General features: G+C 71.2%; 21 protein-coding genes, 1 rRNA gene and 1 pseudogene. 12 read left to right on the plus strand and 11 right to left on the minus strand.

Annotation, left to right across the window (positions count from 1 at the left end; all coding sequences use genetic code 11):
* Positions 1-17: 17 nt before the first annotated feature.
* Positions 18-89, plus strand: a pseudogene (locus AB0G56_RS12265) (DNA mismatch repair protein MutT); the annotation flags it as partial.
* A gap of 286 nt (positions 90-375) precedes the next feature.
* Here the strand turns inward: AB0G56_RS12265 and AB0G56_RS12270 are convergent.
* Positions 376-534 (minus strand): hypothetical protein, encoded by a 159-nt coding sequence (locus tag AB0G56_RS12270; RefSeq protein ID WP_360967682.1) that lies wholly within the window; start codon positions 532-534, stop codon positions 376-378.
* Between the two features lie 141 nt (positions 535-675).
* Between AB0G56_RS12270 and AB0G56_RS12275 the strand changes: the two genes are divergently transcribed.
* Entirely contained in the window at positions 676-1,512 is an 837-nt protein-coding gene (locus AB0G56_RS12275; protein WP_360967573.1) for a hypothetical protein, read from the plus strand.
* A 130-nt stretch (positions 1,513-1,642) separates the two neighbouring features.
* Positions 1,643-1,819 carry a hypothetical protein gene (locus tag AB0G56_RS12280; protein ID WP_360967576.1) on the plus strand — a complete coding sequence of 59 codons (177 nt, stop codon included), beginning with the start codon at positions 1,643-1,645 and terminating at the stop codon, positions 1,817-1,819.
* Positions 1,820-1,974: 155 nt separating this feature from the next.
* Here AB0G56_RS12280 and AB0G56_RS12285 read toward each other — a convergent pair whose 3' ends face one another.
* Positions 1,975-2,349 (minus strand): metal-sensitive transcriptional regulator, encoded by a 375-nt coding sequence (locus AB0G56_RS12285; protein WP_360967579.1) that lies wholly within the window; start codon positions 2,347-2,349, stop codon positions 1,975-1,977.
* Between the two features lie 218 nt (positions 2,350-2,567).
* Here AB0G56_RS12285 and AB0G56_RS12290 point away from each other — a divergent pair, with 218 nt between their 5' ends.
* Complete coding sequence (locus AB0G56_RS12290) at positions 2,568-3,188, plus strand: DUF47 family protein (protein WP_026252685.1); 621 nt, start codon at positions 2,568-2,570, stop codon at positions 3,186-3,188.
* Positions 3,189-3,195: 7 nt separating this feature from the next.
* The gene (locus tag AB0G56_RS12295; RefSeq protein WP_360967582.1) at positions 3,196-4,194 is read left to right on the plus strand and encodes an inorganic phosphate transporter; all 999 of its coding nucleotides are present in this window, start codon (positions 3,196-3,198) and stop codon (positions 4,192-4,194) included.
* 112 nt (positions 4,195-4,306) lie between these two features.
* On the opposite strand, the gene pstB is transcribed toward AB0G56_RS12295, so the two are convergent.
* From pstB to pstS, 4 genes are all read right to left on the minus strand, one after another.
* Positions 4,307-5,083 carry a phosphate ABC transporter ATP-binding protein PstB gene (gene pstB / locus AB0G56_RS12300; protein WP_360967585.1) on the minus strand — a complete coding sequence of 259 codons (777 nt, stop codon included), beginning with the start codon at positions 5,081-5,083 and terminating at the stop codon, positions 4,307-4,309.
* A 77-nt stretch (positions 5,084-5,160) separates the two neighbouring features.
* Entirely contained in the window at positions 5,161-6,213 is a 1,053-nt protein-coding gene (gene pstA, locus AB0G56_RS12305) for a phosphate ABC transporter permease PstA (protein WP_360967588.1), read from the minus strand.
* Complete coding sequence (gene pstC, locus AB0G56_RS12310) at positions 6,210-7,223, minus strand: phosphate ABC transporter permease subunit PstC (RefSeq protein ID WP_360967591.1); 1,014 nt, start codon at positions 7,221-7,223, stop codon at positions 6,210-6,212. The genes pstA and pstC overlap by 4 nt, the downstream gene beginning before the upstream one ends.
* A 103-nt stretch (positions 7,224-7,326) precedes the next feature.
* Entirely contained in the window at positions 7,327-8,454 is a 1,128-nt protein-coding gene (gene pstS, locus AB0G56_RS12315) for a phosphate ABC transporter substrate-binding protein PstS (protein ID WP_360967594.1), read from the minus strand.
* Between the two features lie 386 nt (positions 8,455-8,840).
* Here pstS and AB0G56_RS12320 point away from each other — a divergent pair, with 386 nt between their 5' ends.
* Positions 8,841-10,415, plus strand: a complete 1,575-nt coding sequence (locus AB0G56_RS12320; protein ID WP_360967597.1) for an FAD-binding oxidoreductase — start codon at positions 8,841-8,843, stop codon at positions 10,413-10,415.
* Between the two features lie 115 nt (positions 10,416-10,530).
* Here the strand turns inward: AB0G56_RS12320 and AB0G56_RS12325 are convergent, their stop codons facing one another.
* The 3 genes from AB0G56_RS12325 to AB0G56_RS12335 form a co-directional block, all read right to left on the minus strand.
* Complete coding sequence (locus AB0G56_RS12325; protein WP_360967600.1) at positions 10,531-11,235, minus strand: phosphatase PAP2 family protein; 705 nt, start codon at positions 11,233-11,235, stop codon at positions 10,531-10,533.
* A gap of 251 nt (positions 11,236-11,486) precedes the next feature.
* Positions 11,487-12,494, minus strand: a complete 1,008-nt coding sequence (locus AB0G56_RS12330) for a bifunctional lytic transglycosylase/C40 family peptidase (protein WP_360967603.1) — start codon at positions 12,492-12,494, stop codon at positions 11,487-11,489.
* Between the two features lie 194 nt (positions 12,495-12,688).
* Positions 12,689-13,501, minus strand: a complete 813-nt coding sequence (locus AB0G56_RS12335) for a trypsin-like peptidase domain-containing protein (protein ID WP_360967606.1) — start codon at positions 13,499-13,501, stop codon at positions 12,689-12,691.
* 437 nt (positions 13,502-13,938) lie between these two features.
* Here AB0G56_RS12335 and AB0G56_RS12340 point away from each other — a divergent pair, with 437 nt between their 5' ends.
* The 6 genes from AB0G56_RS12340 (at position 13,939) to AB0G56_RS12365 (ending at position 21,296) form a co-directional block, all read left to right on the plus strand.
* The gene (locus AB0G56_RS12340) at positions 13,939-14,247 is read left to right on the plus strand and encodes a hypothetical protein (protein WP_014673544.1); all 309 of its coding nucleotides are present in this window, start codon (positions 13,939-13,941) and stop codon (positions 14,245-14,247) included.
* 255 nt (positions 14,248-14,502) lie between these two features.
* Positions 14,503-15,357: a hypothetical protein gene (locus AB0G56_RS12345; RefSeq protein WP_360967609.1), complete on the plus strand. Its 855-nt coding sequence runs from the start codon at positions 14,503-14,505 to the stop codon at positions 15,355-15,357.
* A complete protein-coding gene (locus AB0G56_RS12350) occupies positions 15,347-16,687 on the plus strand; it encodes a hypothetical protein (RefSeq protein ID WP_360967612.1) in 1,341 nt (446 codons plus the stop codon). Before AB0G56_RS12345 ends, AB0G56_RS12350 begins: the two co-directional genes overlap by 11 nt.
* Complete coding sequence (locus AB0G56_RS12355) at positions 16,684-18,243, plus strand: SCO6880 family protein (protein ID WP_360967615.1); 1,560 nt, start codon at positions 16,684-16,686, stop codon at positions 18,241-18,243. Before AB0G56_RS12350 ends, AB0G56_RS12355 begins: the two co-directional genes overlap by 4 nt.
* 14 nt (positions 18,244-18,257) lie before the next feature.
* Positions 18,258-19,685 carry an ATP-binding protein gene (locus AB0G56_RS12360; RefSeq protein ID WP_360967618.1) on the plus strand — a complete coding sequence of 476 codons (1,428 nt, stop codon included), beginning with the start codon at positions 18,258-18,260 and terminating at the stop codon, positions 19,683-19,685.
* Between the two features lie 15 nt (positions 19,686-19,700).
* A complete protein-coding gene (locus AB0G56_RS12365) occupies positions 19,701-21,296 on the plus strand; it encodes a type VI secretion protein (RefSeq protein WP_360967621.1) in 1,596 nt (531 codons plus the stop codon).
* Between the two features lie 45 nt (positions 21,297-21,341).
* Here AB0G56_RS12365 and AB0G56_RS12370 read toward each other — a convergent pair whose 3' ends face one another.
* Positions 21,342-21,920, minus strand: a complete 579-nt coding sequence (locus tag AB0G56_RS12370) for a GNAT family N-acetyltransferase (protein ID WP_360967623.1) — start codon at positions 21,918-21,920, stop codon at positions 21,342-21,344.
* 69 nt (positions 21,921-21,989) lie between these two features.
* Positions 21,990-22,080: ribosomal RNA gene (rrf, locus tag AB0G56_RS12375) — 5S ribosomal RNA — on the minus strand; the annotation flags it as partial.

Genomic DNA, 22,080 nt, shown 5'->3' on the forward strand with positions numbered 1-22,080 from the left:
GCCTCGAACTCGGCCTGGTGCACCGGCCGAAGCACGACGACCGGTCCTGGTCCAAGGGCAAGCCGAAGCGCGGTGAGGACCCGCTCGCCGGCGCCCTGCGCGAGGCCGCGCAGGAGACCGGGCACACCGCCGTGCCCGGCTGGGAACTGGGCACCGCGGCCCACCTCGCCGGCGACCGGCTCACACAGGCGCGCTACCGGGCCGCCGAGGCCGGACCGGGCCGCTTCGTGCCCGGCGAGGAGGTGGCCCGGCCGCGCCGGCTCCCCCCGCCGCCGCCCGCGACCACCTCACCCGGACCCGCGACCGTGACCTGGTCGGCGAACTGCTGCGCGCACCGGGGGAGCAGGACACCGGGCCCCCTCAGGGGCGTCCCCCTCAGGCGTCCCGCGCGTGAGCCTCCGCGTCCGTGCGGGCCATGCTGCGCGCCCGGCGGGCGGGACCGCGCCAGCCGCAGGTGCAGCGGGCCAGACAGAAGCGGCCCTGTTCGGCGGTCGTCGTGCGGTGTTCCCCCTGCCGGGGTTCGTCCTGCGCCACGCAGGCCACGCTACCCACCCGGGATGAACGGCCGGTGACGGCTCGCCACCGGGCGGCCCGGCGCGTGACGAGGCTCCCTACCCGTCGTTAACCGGACGACAGGGGCCCGGTACGGACGCGGCAGCTGGGGGTAGGCAGGCGATGACGCAGCGGTGGCGGCAGGCGAGCGGGGCGGCGGTGCTCGCGGCGGGGCTCCTGCTCGGCGCGGGCGCCACGGGATGCTCCGGCAGGGGCGTGGCCGCCGAGGACGCCCGCGCCGCCGACGACCCGGTGCGCACCCTGCGCCAGGCCCCCGACGCGCTGCTGCAGGCGGGCACCTCCCAGACGCGTACGTCGATGGAGATGGCGGCCGGCGGGACCCGCGTGACGATCCGCGGCGAGGGCGCCTACGACTTCCGCGCCCAGCGCGGGCAGCTGACGGTGATCCTGCCGCAGGACCCGGCCGGGACCAGCGAGCACCCGCCGATCGTCGAACTCCTCGCCCCGGGCGCCCTGTTCATGAAGAACCGGGGCGCGGGCGTGCCCGCCGACAAGTGGGTGCGGGTGGCGACGGCCACGCTCTCCGACGGCAACCTCGTCACCGGCGGCGCCACCGACCCGTTCGCCGCGGCGGAGGTGCTGCGCGGGACGCGGACGGCGACGTACGTGGGCCGGACCGAGGTCGCGGGTGTGGCGGTGCGGCACTACCGGGGCACCGCCGACCTCGCCGTGGCGGCCGACGCGGCCTCGGCGGCGGGCGAGGGCGCGCTGCGGGCGGCGGCGAAAGGGTTCGCCACACCCGACGTCCCGTTCGACGTCTACCTCGACGACGCGGACCGCGTCCGCAAGCTCCGGCAGAGCTTCGCCTTCGTCAACGCCCGCCGCAAGGGCACGGTGGAGGTGTTCTCCACCACGCTGCTGTACGCCTTCGGGACCCCGGTGACCGTGACGCTGCCCCGCGCGGGGGACATCTACACCGGCCGGGTGGCCGAGGGGTGAGCGCGCGCCGCACCGGGTTCCGGGGCCGGAAATGACCGGCGAACTAGCCCTTCCGTGCCATGCGCGTGCCGTGGACGGCTCCCTACTCTAGGTCTGTTGTCGCCGAATCCGGTGACGCGGGGAAGAGGTGATGCACGTGGCTCCGGTCGGCGGTAGGGCGGTTCAGGACCACGTGGCCCTGGCCGAGATCGAACTGTGCGGCGAGCTGATCATCGCAGCCTCGGCGGCCCGGGAGCGGCTCAGCCTGGAGTACATCGACGAGGTGCTGCGAGTGGCCGAGGAGCGCCACGCCCCCGCAGGCCGGTGACCCGCGCCGGACGGAGACCCTCCGTCGGCCGCCGGTGACCCGCGCCGGACACTGACTCCCCCACCGGCCGCTGACCTCCACGGCCGCCGTCCCGCGCCGGACGGAGACCCCGTCGCCGGTGATCCCCGTCACGTATCGCCCAGACCCGCGCCGCCTCAGGTGCGCAGCAGCCGTCCGATGGCCTTGGTGGCCTCCTCGACCTTCGCGTCGATCTCCGTGCCGCCCTTGACGGCCGCGTCGGCGACACAGTGCCGCAGGTGCTCCTCCAGCAGTTGCAGCGCGAAGGACTGCAGGGCCTTGGTGGAGGCGGACACCTGCGTCAGTATGTCGATGCAGTAGGTGTCCTCGTCGACCATGCGCTGCAGCCCGCGGATCTGCCCCTCGATCCGCCGCAGCCGCTTGAGGTGCTCGCCCTTCTGCTTGTGGTAGCCGTACGTGGCGTGCTCGTCACCCACGCTCTCCGGCGGGGCGGTGTTCTCCGGCCCGGTGCTCCCGGAGGGCGCCGTCGCGCCGGCCTCGGTGGTCGTCATCGCGTCCTCCCGCTCGGAACGGAAAACAAACAGAAACCCGGAAGGCATACCCCTGGCGGGTATATCGTACCGAATTTTCCGGGGTACCGGCCCCTTGCACCGCCCCCGTGCCGACCACTGTGCCTGATGGGCGACACTGGGGGACGGCCCCTTAGCCGTGGCCGGATGATGCGCTTAGCATCACCCTGACCGAAACCGATGCACCCCGAGGACCCCTTGTGCGCTTTCGTCTGACCCCCAGGGAGACGAGCTTCTACGACATGTTCGCCGCGTCCGCGGACAACATCGTCACGGGCTCGAAACTCCTGATGGAACTGCTCGGGGCGGACGCATCCGCCCGGGCCGAGATCGCAGAGCGTATGCGGGCCGCGGAACACGCCGGTGACGACGCCACGCACGCGATCTTCCACCAGCTGAACTCCTCGTTCATCACGCCCTTCGACCGCGAGGACATCTACTCCCTCGCGTCGTCCCTCGACGACATCATGGACTTCATGGAGGAGGCCGTCGACCTGGTCGTCCTCTACAACGTCGAGGAACTGCCCAAGGGCGTCGAGCAGCAGATCGAGGTCCTGGCCCGCGCCGCGGAGCTGACCGCCGAGGCCATGCCGCACCTGCGGACCATGGACAACCTCACCGAGTACTGGATCGAGGTGAACCGCCTGGAGAACCAGGCGGACCAGATCCACCGCAAGCTGCTCGCCCACCTGTTCAACGGCAAGTACGACGCGATCGAGGTGCTGAAGCTCAAGCAGATCGTGGACGTACTGGAAGAGGCGGCGGACGCCTTCGAGCACGTGGCGAACACGGTGGAGACCATCGCGGTCAAGGAGTCCTGAGGCGTCCATGGACACCTTCGCTCTGGTTGTGACCATCCTGGTCGCGCTCGGTTTCGCTTACACCAACGGCTTCCACGACTCCGCCAACGCCATCGCCACCTCCGTCTCCACGCGCGCGCTCACCCCGCGCGCCGCGCTGGCGATGGCCGCGGTGATGAACCTCGCCGGCGCCTTCCTCGGCAGCGGCATCGCCAAGACGGTCAGTGAGGGGCTGATCGACACCCCGACCGGCAGCAAGGGGATGGGGATCCTCTTCTCGGCGCTGCTGGGCGCCATCGTCTGGAACCTGGTCACCTGGTACTTCGGCCTGCCCTCGTCCTCCTCGCACGCCCTGTTCGGCGGCCTGGTCGGCGCGGCGCTCGCGGGTGGCACGACGGTGCACTGGTCCGGCGTGCTGGACAAGGTCGTCACCCCGATGTTCCTGTCCCCGGTGGTCGGCCTGATCGTCGGCTACCTGGTCATGACGGCGATCATGTGGATCTTCCGCCGGACCAACCCGCACAAGGCCAAGCGCGGCTTCCGCATAGCGCAGACCGTCTCGGCGGCCGGCATGGCCCTCGGGCACGGCCTCCAGGACGCGCAGAAGACCATGGGCGTCGTGGTGATGGCGCTGGTCATCGGCGGCGTCGAGACCTACGGCGACCCGATCCCGGTGTGGGTGAAGCTGGTCTCCGCGCTGATGCTGTCGCTGGGCACCTACGCGGGCGGCTGGCGCATCATGCGCACCCTGGGCCGCAAGATCATCGAACTGGACCCGCCGCAGGGCTTCGCGGCCGAGGCGACCGGCGCGTCGATCATGTTCGGCACGGCTTTCCTCTTCAAGGCACCCATCTCCACCACCCATGTGATCACCTCGGCGATCATGGGCGTGGGCGCGACGAAGCGGGTCAACGCCGTGCGCTGGGGCGTCGCCAAGAACATCGTCCTGGGCTGGTTCATCACCATGCCCGCGGCGGCGATCGTCTCGGCCGTCGCCTTCTGGCTGATCGACCTCGCCTTCCTGTAGGAACCACGGCGTACGCCGGCACACGCACAGGGCCCGCCCCCGGGAGCCGGGGGCGGGCCCTTCCGCGTCCTCGCGGTGGCACCGCCATGCAGCACCGCGAGGGGTCTTCGGATCAGCCGAAGCGGCCGGAGATGTAGTCCTCCGTGGCCTGCACCGACGGGTTGGAGAAGATCCGCTCGGTGTCGTCGATCTCGATCAGCCGGCCCGGCTGGCCCACGCCCGCCAGGTTGAAGAACGCCGTACGGTCCGAGACCCGCGCCGCCTGCTGCATGTTGTGCGTCACGATGACGATCGTGAAGCGTTCCTTCAGCTCGCCGATCAGGTCCTCGATGGCGAGGGTCGAGATCGGGTCCAGCGCGGAGCAGGGCTCGTCCATCAGCAGCACCTTCGGCTCGACCGCGATCGCGCGGGCGATGCACAGCCGCTGCTGCTGTCCGCCGGAGAGCCCGGCGCCCGGCTTGTTCAGGCGGTCCTTGACCTCGTTCCAGAGGTTGGCGCCCTGGAGCGACTTCTCGACGACGTCGTTCAGCTCGCTCTTCTTGTAGTCGCCGTTCAGCCGGAGCCCCGCCGCCACGTTGTCGAAGATCGACATGGTGGGGAACGGGTTCGGCCGCTGGAAGACCATGCCCACCTCGCGGCGGACCGAGACCGGGTCGATCCCGGCCCCGTACAGGTCCTCGGCGTCCAGCATCACCTTGCCCTCGACCCGGCCGCCGGGGGTGACCTCGTGCATCCGGTTCAGGGTGCGCAGGAACGTCGACTTGCCGCAGCCGGAGGGCCCGATGAAGGCCGTCACCGAACGCGGCTCGACCGTCATCGAGATGTCCTCGATCGCCTTGTGGGAGCCGTAGTAGGCGGTGAGCCCGCTCACGTCGATTCGCTTGGCCATGACTACTTCTTCACTTCCGTCTCAGTCGCCGAGGGGTCGCTCAGCGACCGGCCACACGGCGGTAGCCGCAGATTGGTTTAACGAGGGGCCTTCCAGCGGGCGATGCCGCGGGCCACCAGGTTGAGGATCATCACCGCGGCGATCAGGGTGAGCGAGGCCGCCCACGCCCGGTCGTACGCCGCTCCGCTGCCCACGCTGTTCGTGTACTGCTGGTAGATGTACAGCGGCAGCGAGGACTGCGCCCCGTCGAACGGGTTGGTGTTGATGAAGGGGTTGCCGAACACCAGCAGCAGCACGGGCGCCGTCTCACCGGCGATACGGGCGATGGCCAGCACGACGCCGGTGGTGATGCCGCCGAGCGCGGTCGGCAGGACGACCTTCAGGATCGTGCGCCACTTCGGCACGCCGAGGGCGAGCGACGCCTCGCGCAGCTCGTTCGGTACGAGCTTCAGCATCTCCTCGGTGGAGCGGACCACGACCGGCATCATCAGGATGGCCAGGGCCAGCGAGCCGGCGAAACCGAACGGCTGCAGCTTGAAGATCAGCATCAGGCTGAGGATGAACAGGCCCGCGACGATCGAGGGGATGCCGGTCATCACGTCGACGAAGAAGGTCACGGCCCGGGCGAGGTTGCCGCGGCCGTACTCCACCAGGTAGATCGCGGTGAGCACACCGATCGGCGCACCGATCACGGTGGCGAGGCCGACCTGTTCGAGGCTTCCGATGATGGCGTGGTAGATGCCGCCGCCCACCTCGGTGTCGGCGACGACACCCATCGAGTGGGACAGGAAGTAGAAGTCCAGGACCTTCACGCCGCGCTGCACGGTCGTCCAGACCAGGGAGACCAGCGGCACCAGGGCGATCAGGAAGGCGACCCAGACGAGGCTGGTGACCACCCGGTCCTTGGCCTGGCGGCGGCCCTCGATCCGGGCGGTGACGCCGTACGTGCCCAGGACGAACAGGACGGCGGCGATCAGCCCCTGCTGGACCCGGCTGTGCGGGCCGCCGACGAGGCCGATGACGACGGCGGCGACGACGGCGCAGGCGGCGATGGCCCACGGGGCCCAGCGGGGCAGGGCGGCGCCGCGCAGGCTGCTGGTGCGCTGGTCGGCGATGGCTGCGGTGCTCATGCGTTGGCCCCCGAGTACTCCTTGCGGCGGGCGATGATCAGCCGGGCCGCGCCGTTGACCAGCAGGGTGATGACGAACAGGACCAGACCGGAGGCGATCAGCGCGTCACGGCCGAACTCCGTCGCCTCGCTGAACTTGCTGGCGATGTTCTGGGCGAAGGTGCCGCCGCCCGGGTCGAGCAGGCTGGCCTTGATGTCGAAGGTCGGCGAGAGCACGGTGGCGACGGCGATCGTCTCGCCGAGCGCACGGCCCAGACCGAGCATCGAGGCGGAGATCACACCGGAGCGGCCGAAGGGCAGCACCGCCATGCGGATGACCTCCCAGCGCGTGGCACCGAGGGCGAGCGCGGCCTCCTGGTGCATCCGCGGGGCCTGGCGGAAGACCTCACGGCTGACGTTGGTCACGATCGGCAGGATCATGACGGCGAGCAGGATGCTCACGGTCAGCACCGAGCGGGGCGGGCCCCCCTCCCACGAGAAGATGCCGGTCCAGCCCAGGTAGTCGTTCAGCCAGCTGAAGAGGCCGTCGAGGTGCGGCACGAGGACCAGGGCGCCCCACAGGCCGTACACGATGGACGGCACGGCGGCCAGCAGGTCGATCACGTACGAGATCGGGCCGCTGAGCCGGCGCGGGGCGTAGTGGGTGAGGAAGAGCGCGATGGCGACCGCGACCGGGACCGCGACGACCATGGCGATGACCGAGGAGACCACCGTGCCGAAGGCCAGCACCGCGATGCCGAAGACCGGCGGCTGCACACCGGTGTTCCACTCGAAGGTGGTCAGGAAGTTGCCGTCGTCCTTGCTGATGGCCAGGCACGCACGGTAGGTCAGGAAGGCCGCGATCGCGGCCATGATCACCAGCAGCAGGATGCCCGACCCGCGGGAGAGCCCGAGGAAGATCCGGTCTCCGGGACGGGTCACGCCGCGGCCGGCGCGCCGGGGCTCGGCCGGGGCGGGCCGGGGCGGGAGAGGAGGAGCGTCTGCGTCTGTCTTCTGTGTGGATATGTCCATCGGGTTCTCCGGTCTGCGGAGCCCTGCGCGGTGGCGGGCCCCTGGCGGCGGTGCACCGGACGGTGCGGCCCGGCCCCGGGCGTGGGACCGGACCGCACGCAGGTCAGCTCAGGCCCTCGATGGTGGTGCGGACCTTGCTGATGATCGCGTCGGGGATCGGCGCGTAGTCCTTCTGGGTGAGCACGTTCTGGCCGTCCTGGCTGGCGATGTAGCGCAGGAACGCCTTGGTGGCCGGCAGGGTGTCGGACTTGTTGCCCTTGTCGCAGACGATCTCGTAGGTGACCAGGACCATCGGGTACGCGCCCTCGGCCTTGGTGGTGTAGTTCAGCTGCAGCGACAGGTCCTTGCCGGTGCCGACGACCTTGGCGTCCGCGATGGCCTTGCTGGCGTTCTCGACGGTGGCCTTGACCGGGGCGGAGGCGCCGGTGTCGATGGCGACCGTGTGCACGTCCTTGGCGTACGACAGCTCGAAGTAGCCGATGGCGCCGTTGGTCTGCTTGACCTGCTGGGCCACACCGGAGGACTGCGGAGCGGCCTGGCCGCCCTGCGCCTGCCAGGCCTTGCCGCCGGAGTACTTCCAGTCGTTCGGCGCGGCGGCCTTGAGGTACTTGGTGAAGTTGTCGGTGGTGCCGGACTCGTCCGAGCGGTGGAAGGCCTGGATCTTGAGGCTGGGCAGCTTCGCCTTGGGGTTCAGCTTCTTGATCTCCGGTGCGTCCCAGGTCGTGACCTTGCCGTCGAAGATCTTGGCCAGGGTGGGGGCGTCCAGCACCAGGTCGTCGACGCCGGAGAGGTTGTAGCCGACCGCGATCGGGCCGCCCACCATCGGCAGGTCGATGCCCTGGCCGTCGGTGCAGACCTTCTTCGAGGCCTCGACCTCTTCGGGCTTCAGCGCGGAGTCCGAACCGGCGAAGGCGACCTGGCCCTGGCTGAACGCCGTGACACCGGCGCCGGAGCCGCCGCCCTTGTAGTTGATCTGCGTGCCACAGGCCTGGCTGAACTGCTTGACCCAGGCGTCGATCGCGTTCTTCTGCGCGGAAGAGCCGTCCGCCAGCAGCTGCCCCTTGGCGCCGTCGCACTTGACGGAGCTGTTGGAGGCCGTGGTGCTGCCACCCCCGGCGGCGTCGCTCTTCCCGCCGGTGTCGTCCGAACCGCACGCCGTGAGGGCCAGGGCGCCGGAGACGGCGAGGACGCCGAGAGCGAGTGCCCGCCGGTTCTTGCGCTGAAGCTTCACTTGAGGGAGTTCCTTCCAGGAGCCGCCGTCCTGATCGGCGGCGTGCGAAGAGTGACTGGCACCGCTGCGCGAAGACGCGCCTCAGCACCGGTAAGGCCGAAATTAGGCAGAACAGGTGAAGCCGCCGATGGCCGGAAGTGAACGAGGGGTGAACCCCTGCCGACGGTGCGGTGAGGTCACGGAATGCTCACGGGGAGAACACGCCCGGGTCCCGGAATCCCGCACTCCGCCCACGGTTCCGCGACCGGTGCCCGGCGGCACGCCGGCCGGGACCACCGCCTGCGGGCAGCGCCCCCGCCAAGGCGGAAGGACAGCTTCCGGCCCACGGGAACCCCGCGGGCCCTCTGGTCGTCTCGGTCCACGAGGGGCGACAGGAGGCGCGGAGTATGGAACGGCGTGCGTTCATGGCAGGCGGCGCGGTCACGGTCGCCGCCCTCGCCACGGCCTGCGACGGCAACGGCGGCGACGGCACCGCGACGGCGGCACGAAGTCCCCGCCCCGGCGGCACGGGGCACCGCACCGCCTCCCCCGCCACGGGGCACCGCACCGCGGCCCCCGCCGACTGGAACGCGCTCGCCCGCTCCCTCGACGGCACCCTGCTCCGCCCCGGCGACGCCCACTGGACCACCGCCGCCCGGCTCTACAACACCCGCTTCGACGGCCTGCGGCCCGCCGCCGTCGCCTACGTGGCGCACGCCGACGACATCCGTACGACCCTCGCCTACGCCCGCGCCCACCACCTGCGCGTGGCCGTCCGCAACGGCGGCCACTCCTACGCGGGCTGGTCCTCCGGCGACGGCCGCCTCGTCCTCGACGTATCGAAGCTCGCCGCGGTCCGGGCGAGCGGCACCTCCGCGGTGGTCGGCGCGGGTGCCAAGCTCATCGACGTCTACCGCGCGCTCGCCGCCAAGGGCGTGACCATACCGGCGGGTTCCTGCCCGACCGTGGGCGTCTCCGGTCTGGTCCTCGGCGGCGGCCACGGCGTCGTCTCCCGCGCCTACGGTCTGACCTGCGACAGCCTGACCCAGGCCACCCTCGTCACGGCCGACGGCCGGCAGCTCACCGCGAACACCACCGAGAACGCCGACCTGTTCTGGGCACTGCGCGGCGCGGGCAACGGCAACTTCGGCGTCGTCACCGAACTCCGCTTCCGCACCCACCCCGCCCCCCAGGCGGTCTCGGCCTACCTGACCTGGCCCTGGGCCCGGGCAGCGGCGGTGGTGCGGGCCTGGCAGGAGTGGGGCCCGGACCAGCCGGACGAGATCTGGTCCTCCCTGCACCTGGAGAACACCCCGGGCGGCACCCCGCGCGTCTCCGTGGCCGCGTTCTCCCTGGGCACCTACGGCGAGTTGCAGAACGCCGTCGACCGGCTGGCCGCCCAGGCCGGCGCCCGCGCGTCCAGCGTCACCCTCAAACGCCACTCCTACCAGGGCGCCATGGAGGCGTACGCGGGCTGCTCGTCCTTCCCGACCGAACCCCAGTGCCACCTGCCGGGCGCCACGCCGGGCCGCTCGCCGCAGGGCGCGCTCGGCCGCGAGACGTACGCGGCCCGCTCGGACTTCTTCGACCGCTCGCTCTCCCCGGCCGGCGTCCAGGCGCTGCTCGCCCAGGTGCGGGCGATGCGCGGCGGCGCCGGCAGCATCGCGTTCACCGCGCTGGGCGGCGCGGTCAACCGGGTCTCCCCCACGGCGACCGCCTTCGTGCACCGCCGCTCGCGGATGCTCGCCCAGTACATCGCCTCATGGAGCCCCGGCACCCCGGGGACGGCCGCGCAGGCCTGGCTCACCGCGGCCCACGGCGCCCTGCGGCCGTACGCGTCCGGAGCGGCGTACCAGAACTACAGCGACGCCACGCTGACGGACTGGCGTACGGCCTACTACGGCGACGCGGCGAGCCGCCTGGCGAAGGTGAAGCAGCGGTACGACCCGGATCGGTTCTTCTCCTACGCGCAGGGCCTGTAACCCCGGCCCACGGGGGCCCCGCCGCGGACTCCAGGCCTCCGGGTCCGCTGGTACTGCGTGCGACCGGAAAGGCCCACCGGCTCGCGAGGCCCGGCGAACCTTTCCGGCAACAGCCCTAAGCCGCCAGGTCCCGTTCCTCGGCCGAGGCCCGCTCCTCGCCGCGCGCGTCCGACAGCACCCGGCGCACCCCGGCGTCCCGCCGGCCACGGACGAGCCAGCCGCCCCAGCGCGTCCCCTCGACCGCCCGCAGCACGGGCGTGAGCAGTGCCATCGCGACCGGGGACAGCAGCAGCGCGACCGCCGTGCCGAGCGCGAACCCGCCGACCACGTCGGTCGGGTAGTGCACGCCCATGTACACCCGGCAGAACCCCTCCAGCAGCGCCAGCCCGATGCCCGCCAGACCGAACCGCCGGTCGGCCACGAACAGCGCCGCCGCCATCGCCATGGTGAGCGTCGCGTGGTCGCTCACGAACGAGAAGTCGGTCTTCCCCTGTACCAGGACGTCCAGCCCCTGATGGTCCAGGAAGGGGCGGCGCCGCTCCACGAACCCCCGGATCGGCACGTTCACCAGGACCGCGGCCCCGGCCGCCAGCGGTGCCCACACCAGCGCGGCCACGGACGAGGCGGCGTCCTCCCCGCCCCGCCGCCGCACGGACCACCAGCACCACACCACCAGCAGCACCATGGCCAGCAGCAACCCGTACTCGCCGACGAACTCCATGAGGCGGTCGAACCAGTGCGGAGCGCCCTTGGCGAGGCCGTTGATGTCGTAGAGCAGGTCGACGTCGGGGTTCGACCCGGATTCGGCGAGTCCAGCCATCGTGCTGCGGCCCCTTCGTCGTGTCGTTCCGGGCGCACCCTGTGTGCGCCGCGCCTGCCACCCCCGTGGTCGTAGGTCCGCTTCGCTGTCGGCACGCGTGCGCGACGCGCGCTCCGTCCGACGTCCGCCGGTCTACGTCAACAGGAACGCACGGTCCCGTTTCATACGTTCCACACTCCACCGAAAGATCACGCAGACGTTACCGAAGAGAGACTCATCACCGCAGCTCAGGGGGCAGGTTCACGCTCAGTTCAGGCCCTGGCGGGCAGCGCTTTCGCGCCATCTTCGGTGACCCGGGTCGCACCGAAGTAGTCCGACCCGTCGATCGGGTCGAACCGGATCACGGCCCCGGTGTACGGCGCGTCGATCATGTAGCCGCCGCCCACGTAGATGCCGACGTGGTGGATGGCCCGCGAATCGGCCGGATCGTGCGAGAAGAAGACCAGGTCGCCCGGGAGCAGTTCGTCGCGCTGGGGGTGCGGCCCGGCGTTGTACTGGTCGTTGGCGACGCGCGGCAGGGTGATCCCCACACTCCGGTACGCGGCCTGCGTCAGCCCCGAGCAGTCGAACCGGCCGCCCTGCTCGGCGGAGCCCTCACCGCCCCACAGATAGGGCGTGCCGAGCTTGCTCTGGGCGTAGGAGATGGCCCCCGCCGCCTGCTCGGACGGATCGACCCGGGCGACGGGCGCGGCGAAGCTCTCCGCCAGCGTCGTGATCGTCTTCACGTAGTTCTGGGTCTCGGCGTACGGCGGTACGCCCCCGTACCGGATGACCGCGTCCGCCCCCGCGTTGTAGGCGGCCAGCATGTTGTGCGTGGCATCACCGGGCACGCTGCGCACGTACTTGGCGAGTTCGCAGTCGTAGGACGCGGCCGACGGGATCGCGTCATCGGGGTCCCACACATCCCGCTTGCCGTCGCCGTTGCCGTCGACTCCGTGCGTGGCCCAGGTGCCGGGGATGAACTGCGCTATGCCCTCGGCCGCCGCCCCGCTCCGCGCGTTCGGGTCGAAGCCGCTCTCCTGGTACAACTGGGCGGCCAGCAACGCCGGGTTGATCGCCGGGCAGAGGTTGCCCCACTTCTGCACGAGCGTGCTGTAGGCGGCCGGTACGGCACCCTTCGCGAGCCCCACCGCGCCCCTGCCGACACCGCCCGCCAGGTTCCCGGCGACGAGGTACACCCCGACGACGAGCACCAGCACGAAGGCGAGCCCGGAACCGACGGCGGCGATGCCCACGACCCATGCCCTACGCACCGTCAACCACCCCTCGCCGCCCGGGAGTCCACCTCGGACAGTTTAGGGTCGCACCCGGCCTTCCCGGAGCGATCACACACGCCGGAATCAGGCCGAAAACAGACCTCCGCCGCATCCCGCCGGCGCCCCGGCCGCCACCGCCGCCCCGGCCGGCCGCCTCACCTCGGCCGCCCCAGCGGCCAGGGGCCGCGGCTCGCCGTTCACGGGTCGGCGGCGGCGTCCTTGTACAGCTCGGCGGCCTCGGCCCGGAAGGCGACGCTGTACGACGTGTCCGGCGTGGACCCGCCCATCTCGTGGCCGCCGAGCACCCCGACGACCTGCCGGTCACCATTGATCCAGGGGCTGCCGCTGGTGCCGCTGGTGAACTCAGGGCAGTCGATGCGCTGCTGCGTACGGCTGTGCGGACTGGGTTTGTTGGTACAGCTGATGGGCTCTTCCCGGGAGTCCGGATAGCCGGTGACGGTCACGGCGGTCGCCCCGGTCGCCACCCCGGCGACGAAGCGGTTGGCGCCGACGACGTCCTCGATGTTCTCCGTCCCGCCGTCCGCGCCGCGGCGCGGGGCGATCACGGCGAAGGCCAGGTCGCTGTCCTCGTCCTCGTCCTTGGACCAGCCGTCGGGCAGGAAGCGCTTCTTCACCTTCCACGTCCCGTACGGCGCCTTGCCGTCGCGGTACCCCGGCGCGAAGACGACGTCCGCGCCGTCGGCCAGGCAGTGGGCGGCGCTGAGGACGAGGTTCCCGTGGGGGCTGTGCACCACGGAGGCGGTGCAGAAGTGGTTGCCGCTGAGCTGGTGCGCCTTGTCGGCGCCGAACAACGCGCCGACCCGCGCGCTCAGCGGGGTCACGGTGGTGACGGCCGTCACCCCCAACGGTCCTGGGCCGTCGTCGGCGGCCGCTACGGAGGCGGAGGTCACGGCGATCAGCATCAGACCCACGAACAGCGCCTGGTGCCGGGCGCGGGCACGGGGGCGTCCGTGACGTGCGGGGCTCGGGGTACCTGGGGTGCTCTTCATCGAGCACCACTGTGTCTCAAGAAGGTGAGAAACGGATCCCGACTTCACTGAGATTTTCCTGTGAAACCCCCGTTCACCGCACAGTCTGCCCCGCATCGCCCGCCTTGTCCCACCGCCCGACGCGCCCCGCGCGCGAGCGGGCGCGACCGACCGTCCCGCACCGCTCGTGAGACCATCGACACGACCACTCACCCGACTGGCCGTCAGAAACCATGGCAGGGCGGAAAAGTGACAACGACGGAACCGCACCCCAGGTTCCGGTCCGACCTCATTGCCCGGCGTGACCTGCTGTGATACACACAGTAACCATACGAACGAAACCCGCCGGCCAATGACGCCAAGTCGACATCCGCAGGCGGCATTGTCGGGGACAATGAGGCCTGACCTCCGCGTGCCCGCAGGGGTCGCGGAACTACCCACCAGGGGCGGTGACTTACATGCTCTTTGCGGCCGACAAGGGAGACATCAACACCATCATCGGCGGGATCGCTCCGGACTGGGGCCCCTTCGGCAGCCTGGGCAACGAGGCGAAGGTGATGATCGAGGTCGTGATGGCGGTGGCCATCCTGCTCTGCCTCGGCATCGCCGTCTGGGGCGCCGCGAAGCAGCGGATCGGCGCGACCGCGCTGCGCGACACCTTCAGCGCGGAACAGGGCAAGGGCCTGATCATCGCCGGCCTCACCGGGGTCTTCATCATCGGGTCCCTCGGCACGCTGTTCACCATCGTGTACGGCATGGCGGTGTAGACCGTGCGACCCATGTGACCGGCGCACCCCCGCGCATGCCGCGCACGGCGCCCCGTCCCTGCCGCCGGCCGGCCCCTCGGGGCGCGACCGGTGCCCCCGCTGCCCCCACCCGTCCACCGTGCCCACCGGCCGAGGTTGCGTTTCCCTGATGTCGAGTCACCACACCGCGCCCGCGCGGGAACCAGCACGGCTACCGTCGTACTTCCACGCGTTCCGCCACGAGGTCGAGGTCAACGTCGAGGGGGCGTACCGGGCATGAGTCTCGGAGACGAGCACGGACACGGCGACATGGCGCGCTCCGACGACCCCTACGGCGGCGGGCAGACCCGCACCCGGCTCCCCGACCGGGCCGGCGACCCCTACGGCGGCGCCCGGCGCGGCTCCCGTTCGCCCTCACGCAGCCTGGTCACGGTGGTCGCCGTGGTCGTCCTCCTCATCGCCGCGATCGCCTTCGCCAACCGCGGGGGCGGCGGCTCCTCCGCGGCGGACTCCGCCGGCGGCGACACCGGACCGAAGGCGGCGGCCACCGCCCCGACCGGCAAACACCCCGTGACGACCAAAACAGCAGGCCTCCCCTCCGGCTTCGCCCACGACCAACAGGGGGCGCAGAGCGCGGCGGCGAACTACTCGGTGGCCCTGGGCTCGGCGGAGATGTTCAACACCGAGGGCCGCCACCGGATCGTGAACACGGTGTACGCCCCGGATGTCGCCGCCCGCCGCCAGACGGACCTGGACAACGCTTACTCGAACGAGAAGTTCCTCGCCAGTATCGGGCTCGACAAGAAGGGCTCCGCACCCGCCGGGCAGACATTCGTCTCCCGCGTGGCGCCGGTAGGCACCAAGATCGCCTCACTGAGCGGCGACAGTGCCAGCGTCGAGGTCTGGTACACGTCGCTCTTCGGCCTGTCCGGCCAGGCGTCGACCAACCCCGTCAGTGAGAGCTGGTACACCACGACGTACCGGCTCACCTGGGTCGACAACGACTGGAAGGTCACCGACTTCCAGCAGAAGGACGGCCCCGTCCCGGTCGGACGCGACCAGCGGGCCTCCACCGCCGACGACATGACGAAGGCCGTCGAGGAGTACGGAGGCTTCACGTATGCGCGCTAACCACCGCTTCCTGAAGGTGACGGCTGCCGTCACCGCCGTACAGACCGGCCTGGTGCTGCTGGCCACGAACGCCCTTGCAGCACCGCCTTCGCCCAGCACCACCCCGTCGGCGCCGCGCAGCAGCGATCCGTGCGATCTGATCCGCGGGCCCGCCAAGGACTACTGCGAAAAGGGCAGCAGCGGCACGTCGAAGTCCAACGGCCTCACCACCGACCCCACCTCCCCCCTGGACCCCCTCTCCTCCCTGGCCAAAGGCTGTGCCGACGCCGCCTCCTGGACCATCAAGCAGCTCAGCAAGGCCGTGAAGGAGACCGCCACGGTCGACTTCACCAACCAGAAGTTCCTCCAGCAGTACGCCCTCGTCTTCGCGGCCTCCGCCATCCTCACGCTCCTGCTGTGGCTGCTGGCCGTCGCCAAGCGGGCCGTGCGCGGCGTGCCGCTGTCCACGGCGCTCTCGGAAGCGGTCGGCTTCCTCTGGCTGACGGTGCTCGCCTCCGCCTTCACCCCGCTGATCCTCTACACGGTCGTCTCCGCGACCGACAGCGTCAGCGACGTCCTCGCCAAGGCGACGGGCGACCAGACCGGCACGTTCTTCGGCACGTTCGCCGGCGCGCTGGACAAGGGCACGGACATCGGCGGCGGCCCGATCATGCTGATCCTGGTGTCGCTCGTCTCGATCCTCGCCGCCGGCGTGCTCTACCTGGAGCTGTTCCTCAGGGCGATCCTGCTCTACGTCGGCGCCCTGCTCGGCGTCGTCGTCTACTCCGGGCTCGTCGACAAGAACCTGTGGGGCCACGTCCGCCGCTGGGCGGGCATCATGATCTCCGTGATCCTGGTCAAGCCGGTGATCGTCATCGTGCTCGGCCTCGCCAGCGCGCTCTCCTCGGACGACGGCCCGGACACGCTCGCCGCCGTCGTCTCCGGCCTCGCCATCATCCTGCTCGCGATCTTCGCCAGCGCGATGATCTACCGCTTCGTCCCCGGCTTCGGCGACGAGATCGCCGCCGGCCGCAACAACCGCATCATGCAGGGTGCCGAGGGCAAGGCCGCGGCCGTCATCAGCTCCCCGGCGACCCTGGTCGCCCAGGGCATCAAGACCCACAGCACCCGGGCCGACAGCAACGGAGCGGCGGGCGGCGGCGCCTCCGCCGCCCGCCCGGCCAACCCGGCCTCCGGCGGCGTCGCCGCGCACAGCTCGCGCGCCGCGGACAACGGCGGATCCGTCCCCTCCGCCACCCCCGCTCCCCGGGCCCCCAGCCCGGTGAACACCCCCCACGCCAGCAGCACCCGCAACAGCAGTACCAACCGCACGGGAGGTGAAGGGCGTTGACGACCGAGTCCCACGTGTCCCCCGCGGTCACGCCCCGCCGTACATATCTGATCGGCCGGGCCCGGCCGAACGCCATCGTCGGCCGCAACCGCGAGACCGGCGAGATCGCGCTGATCGTCGTCGGCGCGGCCATCGGCATGATGTGCGGGCTCCTCGTCCCGGTGCTGTCCCTGCGCATCGTCCTGCTGGCCGGCTTCCCGCTGCTGGCCCTGGCCGCCGTCTACGTGCCCTACCGGCACCGGACCTTCTACAAGTGGTTCGAGATCAACCGCAGCTTCAAGCGCACCGTCAAACGCGGCGCCGCCTACCGCTCCGGCGTCATGGAGGCCGGCACCCGCACCGACGGCCGCGAGATCGAGATCGGCCCGCCGCCCGGCATCGGCCGGATCACCTGGCTCGCGGCGCCGTTCGGCCCGGACGAGATCGCCGTCCTGCTGCACGCCGACCGCAAGACCGTCACCGCCGCCATCGAGATCGAGGGCCCCGGCGTCGGCCTGCGCGACTCCGAGGACCAGGAGGCCCTGGTCGACCGGTTCGGCACCCTGCTCAAGCACGTGGCCAACGGCGACGGCTTCGTCACCCGCCTGCAGATGCTCGCCCGCACCCTGCCCGCCGACCCCGACGCCCACGCCAAGGACGTCACCCAGCGCGGGGACGAACGGTCCCCGCAGTGGCTGCGGCAGTCCTACGACCAGCTCCAGTCCATGGTCTCCACCAGCAGCGAGCAGCACCGCGCCTACCTCGTCGCCTGCATGCACTTCACCCGCGAACTGGGCGCCGAGGCCCACGCGATGGCCCGCGCCGCCCGCCCCCGGTCGGGCCGCAAGCTCGACCGCGACGCCGGGCTCGCCGTCGTCATGGCCCGCGAGCTGACCGACATCTGCTCCCGGCTCCAGGAGGCCGACATCCGCGTGCGCCAGCCGCTCGGCCAGGGCCGGCTCGCCTCGCTGATCCACTCCATGTACGACCCGGACCACCCGATCGACCACATCCAGGCGATGACCCAGCGCAACGCCTGGCCGGCCGAACTGGACGCCATGGAACCGACGTTCCTCCAGGCCAAGACCCGCGAGTCCGCCACCCGCGAGCCCTGGTGCCACGCCACCGCGTGGGTCAAGGAGTGGCCGATGACCCCGGTCGGCGTCAACTTCCTGGCGCCGCTGCTCGTCCACACCCCGGACGTCATCCGCACCGTCGCCGTCACCATGGACCTCGAACCCACCGAGGTCGCCATCGAACGCATGCTGACCGAGAAGACCAACGACGTCGCCGAGGCCAGCCGCGCCGCCAAGATGAACCGCACCGTCGACCCGCGCGACGTCCAGGCCCACCACCGCCTCGACCAGCGCGGCGAGGACCTCGCCAGCGGCGCGGCCGGCGTCAACCTCGTCGGCTACATCACCGTCTCCTCCCGCACCCCCGAGGCCCTGGCCCGCGACAAGCGCACCATCCGCGCCTCGGCCGGAAAGTCGTACCTGAAACTGGAGTGGTGCGACCGCGAGCACCACCGCGCCTTCGTGAACACGCTCCCGTTCGCCACCGGAATCCGACGGTAGGGGCTGATGCTCTGATGCGGGACCCGCTGACCGCACTCACGGACGCCTTCACGGCCTTCCTGTTCGGGAAGGTCGAGACGACCCGGCTTCCGGTGCGCACCTCCACGGGCCAGGCCCAGGCGGTCTACCTGCCCACGGCCGCGCCCGGCCTCGGCGACTCGGGCGTCATCATCGGCCGCGAGGTGTACTCCGGGAAGGGCTACATCTACGACCCGTTCCAGCTGTACGGCCAGCAGCTCCCCGCCCCGCACTGGCTGGTCCTCGGCGAGTCCGGCAACGGCAAGTCCGCCCTGGAGAAGACGTACGTCCTGCGCCAGCTCCGCTTCCGCGACCGCCAGGTCGTCGTCCTGGACGCCCAGGGCGAGGACGGCGTCGGCGAGTGGAACCTCATCGCCGAGGAGCTGGGGATAACTCCCATCCGCCTCGACCCGACGGCCGCCCTCAACCACGGCATCCGCCTCAACCCCCTGGACCCGTCGATCACCACGACCGGCCAGCTCGCGCTGCTGCGCACCATCATCGAGGTCGCGATGGGCCACGGCCTGGACGAGCGCTCCGGCTTCGCACTCAAGGTCGCGCACGCCTACGTCAACGAGACGATCGTCCAGCGCCAGCCGGTCCTGTCCGACATCGTCGAGCAGCTCCGCCACCCCGAACCGGAGTCCGCGGAGGCGATGAACGTCGCCATAGACGACGTCCGCGCCTGGGGCCTGGACGTCGCCCTGGTCCTGGACCGCCTCGTCGACGGCGACCTGCGCGGCATGTTCGACGGCCCCACCACGGTCGGCATCGACCTCGACGCCCCCCTGATCGTCTTCGACCTGTCCCACATCGACCGCAACTCCATCGCCATGCCCATCCTCATGGCGATCGTCGGCGTGTGGCTGGAACACACCTGGATCCGCCCCGACCGCAAGAAGCGCATCTTCCTGGTCGAAGAGGCCTGGCACATCATCAACAGCCCGTTCGTCGCCCAACTGTTCCAGCGGCTGCTGAAGTTCGGACGCCGGCTCGGTCTGTCGTTCGTCGCCGTCGTCCACCACCTGTCCGACGTGGTCGACGGCGCGGCGGCGAAAGAGGCCGCGGCCATCCTGAAGATGGCCTCCACCAGGACCATCTACGCCCAGAAGGCCGACGAGGCGCGAGCGACGGGCCGGGTGCTCGGCCTGCCCCGGTGGGCGGTGGAGATCATCCCCACGCTCACCCCGGGCATCGCCGTGTGGGACGTCAACGGCAACGTCCAGGTCGTCAAACACCTGATCACCGAGACGGAACGGCCCCTGGTCTTCACCGACCGGGCCATGACCGAGTCCTCCAACGACCACTTCGCCGCCGACGACGCCCTGCGCGCCGCCGAACTGGAGGCCGAGCAGCGGGCGGCCGCCTTCGTGGAACAGCACGTCCCCGACCTGGGCGGCTCCTCCGAGTCGACGGTGGCGTAGGAGAGGCGGGGCACGGTGAGACCCGACGACCACGACCGCGGAAAGGGCCGGGGGCAGGGCGGCATCCCGGACGGCCTGCTGATCGGCCTGCTCGCCTTCCTCCTCGGCATGACCGTGCTGGTGTGGACGGCTACCGGCCTGGCCGGCCTGTTCACGCACGGCTCCTGGCCGTCGGGCGTCACCTTCACCCATACGCCCGTGGCCATGCGCCATCTCATCGGCCGACCGCACGACATCCCGGGCGCCTGGTCCGACACCCCGCCGGGCAGCCTCTCCGGCTACGGACTGTTCTGGGGGCTGTTCATCGGCCAGCTGATGGTGCTGTTCGTGCTGACCGTGTTCGTCCTGGGCACCACGGCGAGATGGCGGGCGGGACGCGCACGCAGGCGGGAAGAGGCCACGGCGGCCCGCGCCCGCGCGCCCCGCCCCGCCGCCAGCGCCCCACAGGACAACCCCGCCCAGGCCCCCCACGAGGTGCCGGCCCAGCGGGCGCCCCACGACCCCCACCAACAACCGGCCGCCGCGCCACCGGCCCAGCCGCCCCAGCAGACGACACCGGAGCCGCACATCCCGGCCCCACCGGCCGCGCCGCTCCACCCCGCCGCCCCCGCCGCCGCCGCGGCGCCCACAGCGCCCGTCACGGTCCCGGCAGGCTCCCAGGAACCACAGCCGCTGCCGGACGCCCCGCGGCCCACGCTCGTCGTGGCCCCCAAAGAGAGCCGACGGCCGGCCGCCTCCCAGGCGATCGTCGACGCCGCCGGGCCCACGCTCGTCGTCACCTCAGACCCCGCCCTGTGGCAGGACACCAAGGACACCCGGGCGAAACTGGGCCCGGTACTCCTCTACGACCCCGCGCACCTGTGCGACACACCGGCCCGCCTGCACTGGTCCCCCGTCAGCGGCTGCGCCGACAAGGAGACGGCGGTGGCACGGGCCGGTGCCCTCCTCGCCCCGGTCCGCCCCACCGCCAGGATCGACCAGGCGGTGAACGACACCGCGCGGACGCTGCTGCGCAGCTACCTGCACGCCGCCGCCGTCGACGGCCGCACCATCCGGCACGTCCACCGCTGGTCGCAGGGCACCCAACTCCAGGACGCGGTACGGATCCTGCGGACCAACCCCAAGGCGGCCCCGGGTTCGGCGGGCGAGCTGGAAGCCGCGCTCACCGCGCACCCCGAGCGACGCGACATCGCCCAGGAGTTGACCAGCCGCGCGCTCGCCTCCCTCTCCACGGTGAACATCCGGGAAGCCTGCACCCCGCACCGAAATGATGCCGTCGCCTTGGATTCCTTCGTCAATGAAGGGGGAACGCTTTACGTGGTGGGGGAATCCATTGAGGATCCCCGCACCAACCCGGGCGCGATGCCCCTCCTGACGGCACTTGCCGCAAGCGTGGTCGAGCACGGCCGGCGCATGGCCGAACGGTCATCCTCCGGTCGGCTCGACCCACCACTCACGCTCGTCCTCGACGACGTGGCGGCCGTCGCCCCGCTGCCCCAGCTCCCCGAGCTGCTGACCGGCGGCGCCGACCGGGGCCTGCCGACGCTGGCCCTGCTCCGCTCCCGCGAACAGGCCCGCGCCCGCTGGCCGCACGACGAACTCCCCGCCTGACCGTCACGGCCGTAAGAGAACGTCACGGGCATACGTACGAGGGCGTCACGGGCGTACGAGGACGTACTCCAGCTCGTTCGCCTCGGGATCGGCCGTCAGCGGCACGGTGACCCCGCTCGGCAGGAAGCCGACCCGGCGGTAGAAGCGCTGGGCCCGGCCGTTGTCCTCGTGGACGATCAGCCGCACCCGTTCCGCGCCGATCTCCCAGGCCCAGCGCAGCGCCTCGTCGAACAGCACCTCGGTGAGTCCGCACCCCCGGTGTTCCGGCCGCACGTACACCCCCACGACATGCCCCTGCCGCCGCTCCACCGGCGTCCCGGCCCAGTCGATCGTGCCGGCCTCTTCCACGAGCACGGTGACGGACCCGACCCACCCCCCGTCCGGGTCCTCCGCGATGAACTGCCGTGCTCCAGCGGCGCCTTCGGCGGCCCCGATCGCCCGCTCCTGCCAGAAGGAGTCCGGCTTGGCCGCAGCGGCCTCGTACGTCTCCAGGAACGCCAGGTGGGCCACCGGGTCCCGCAACGCCTGGAGCCGCAGCGCCCGCACGGCGGGCCACTCCTCGGCGCGTATGGCGCGGACCAGGTACTTCTCGTCGTGCTTCGTGACACCGTCGGGGCTGCTCATGGGGCCACGGTAATGCAGGGAAAAAGAAAAGGCCCACACCATTTCGGTGTGGGCCTCTTCTGAATGATTGTTCGGCGGTGTCCTACTCTCCCACAGGGTCCCCCCTGCAGTACCATCGGCGCTGTAAGGCTTAGCTTCCGGGTTCGGAATGTAACCGGGC

Origin of the sequence: Streptomyces sp. NPDC021356 (genome assembly GCF_040641015.1) — a bacterium.
Lineage (GTDB): Bacteria > Actinomycetota > Actinomycetes > Streptomycetales > Streptomycetaceae > Streptomyces.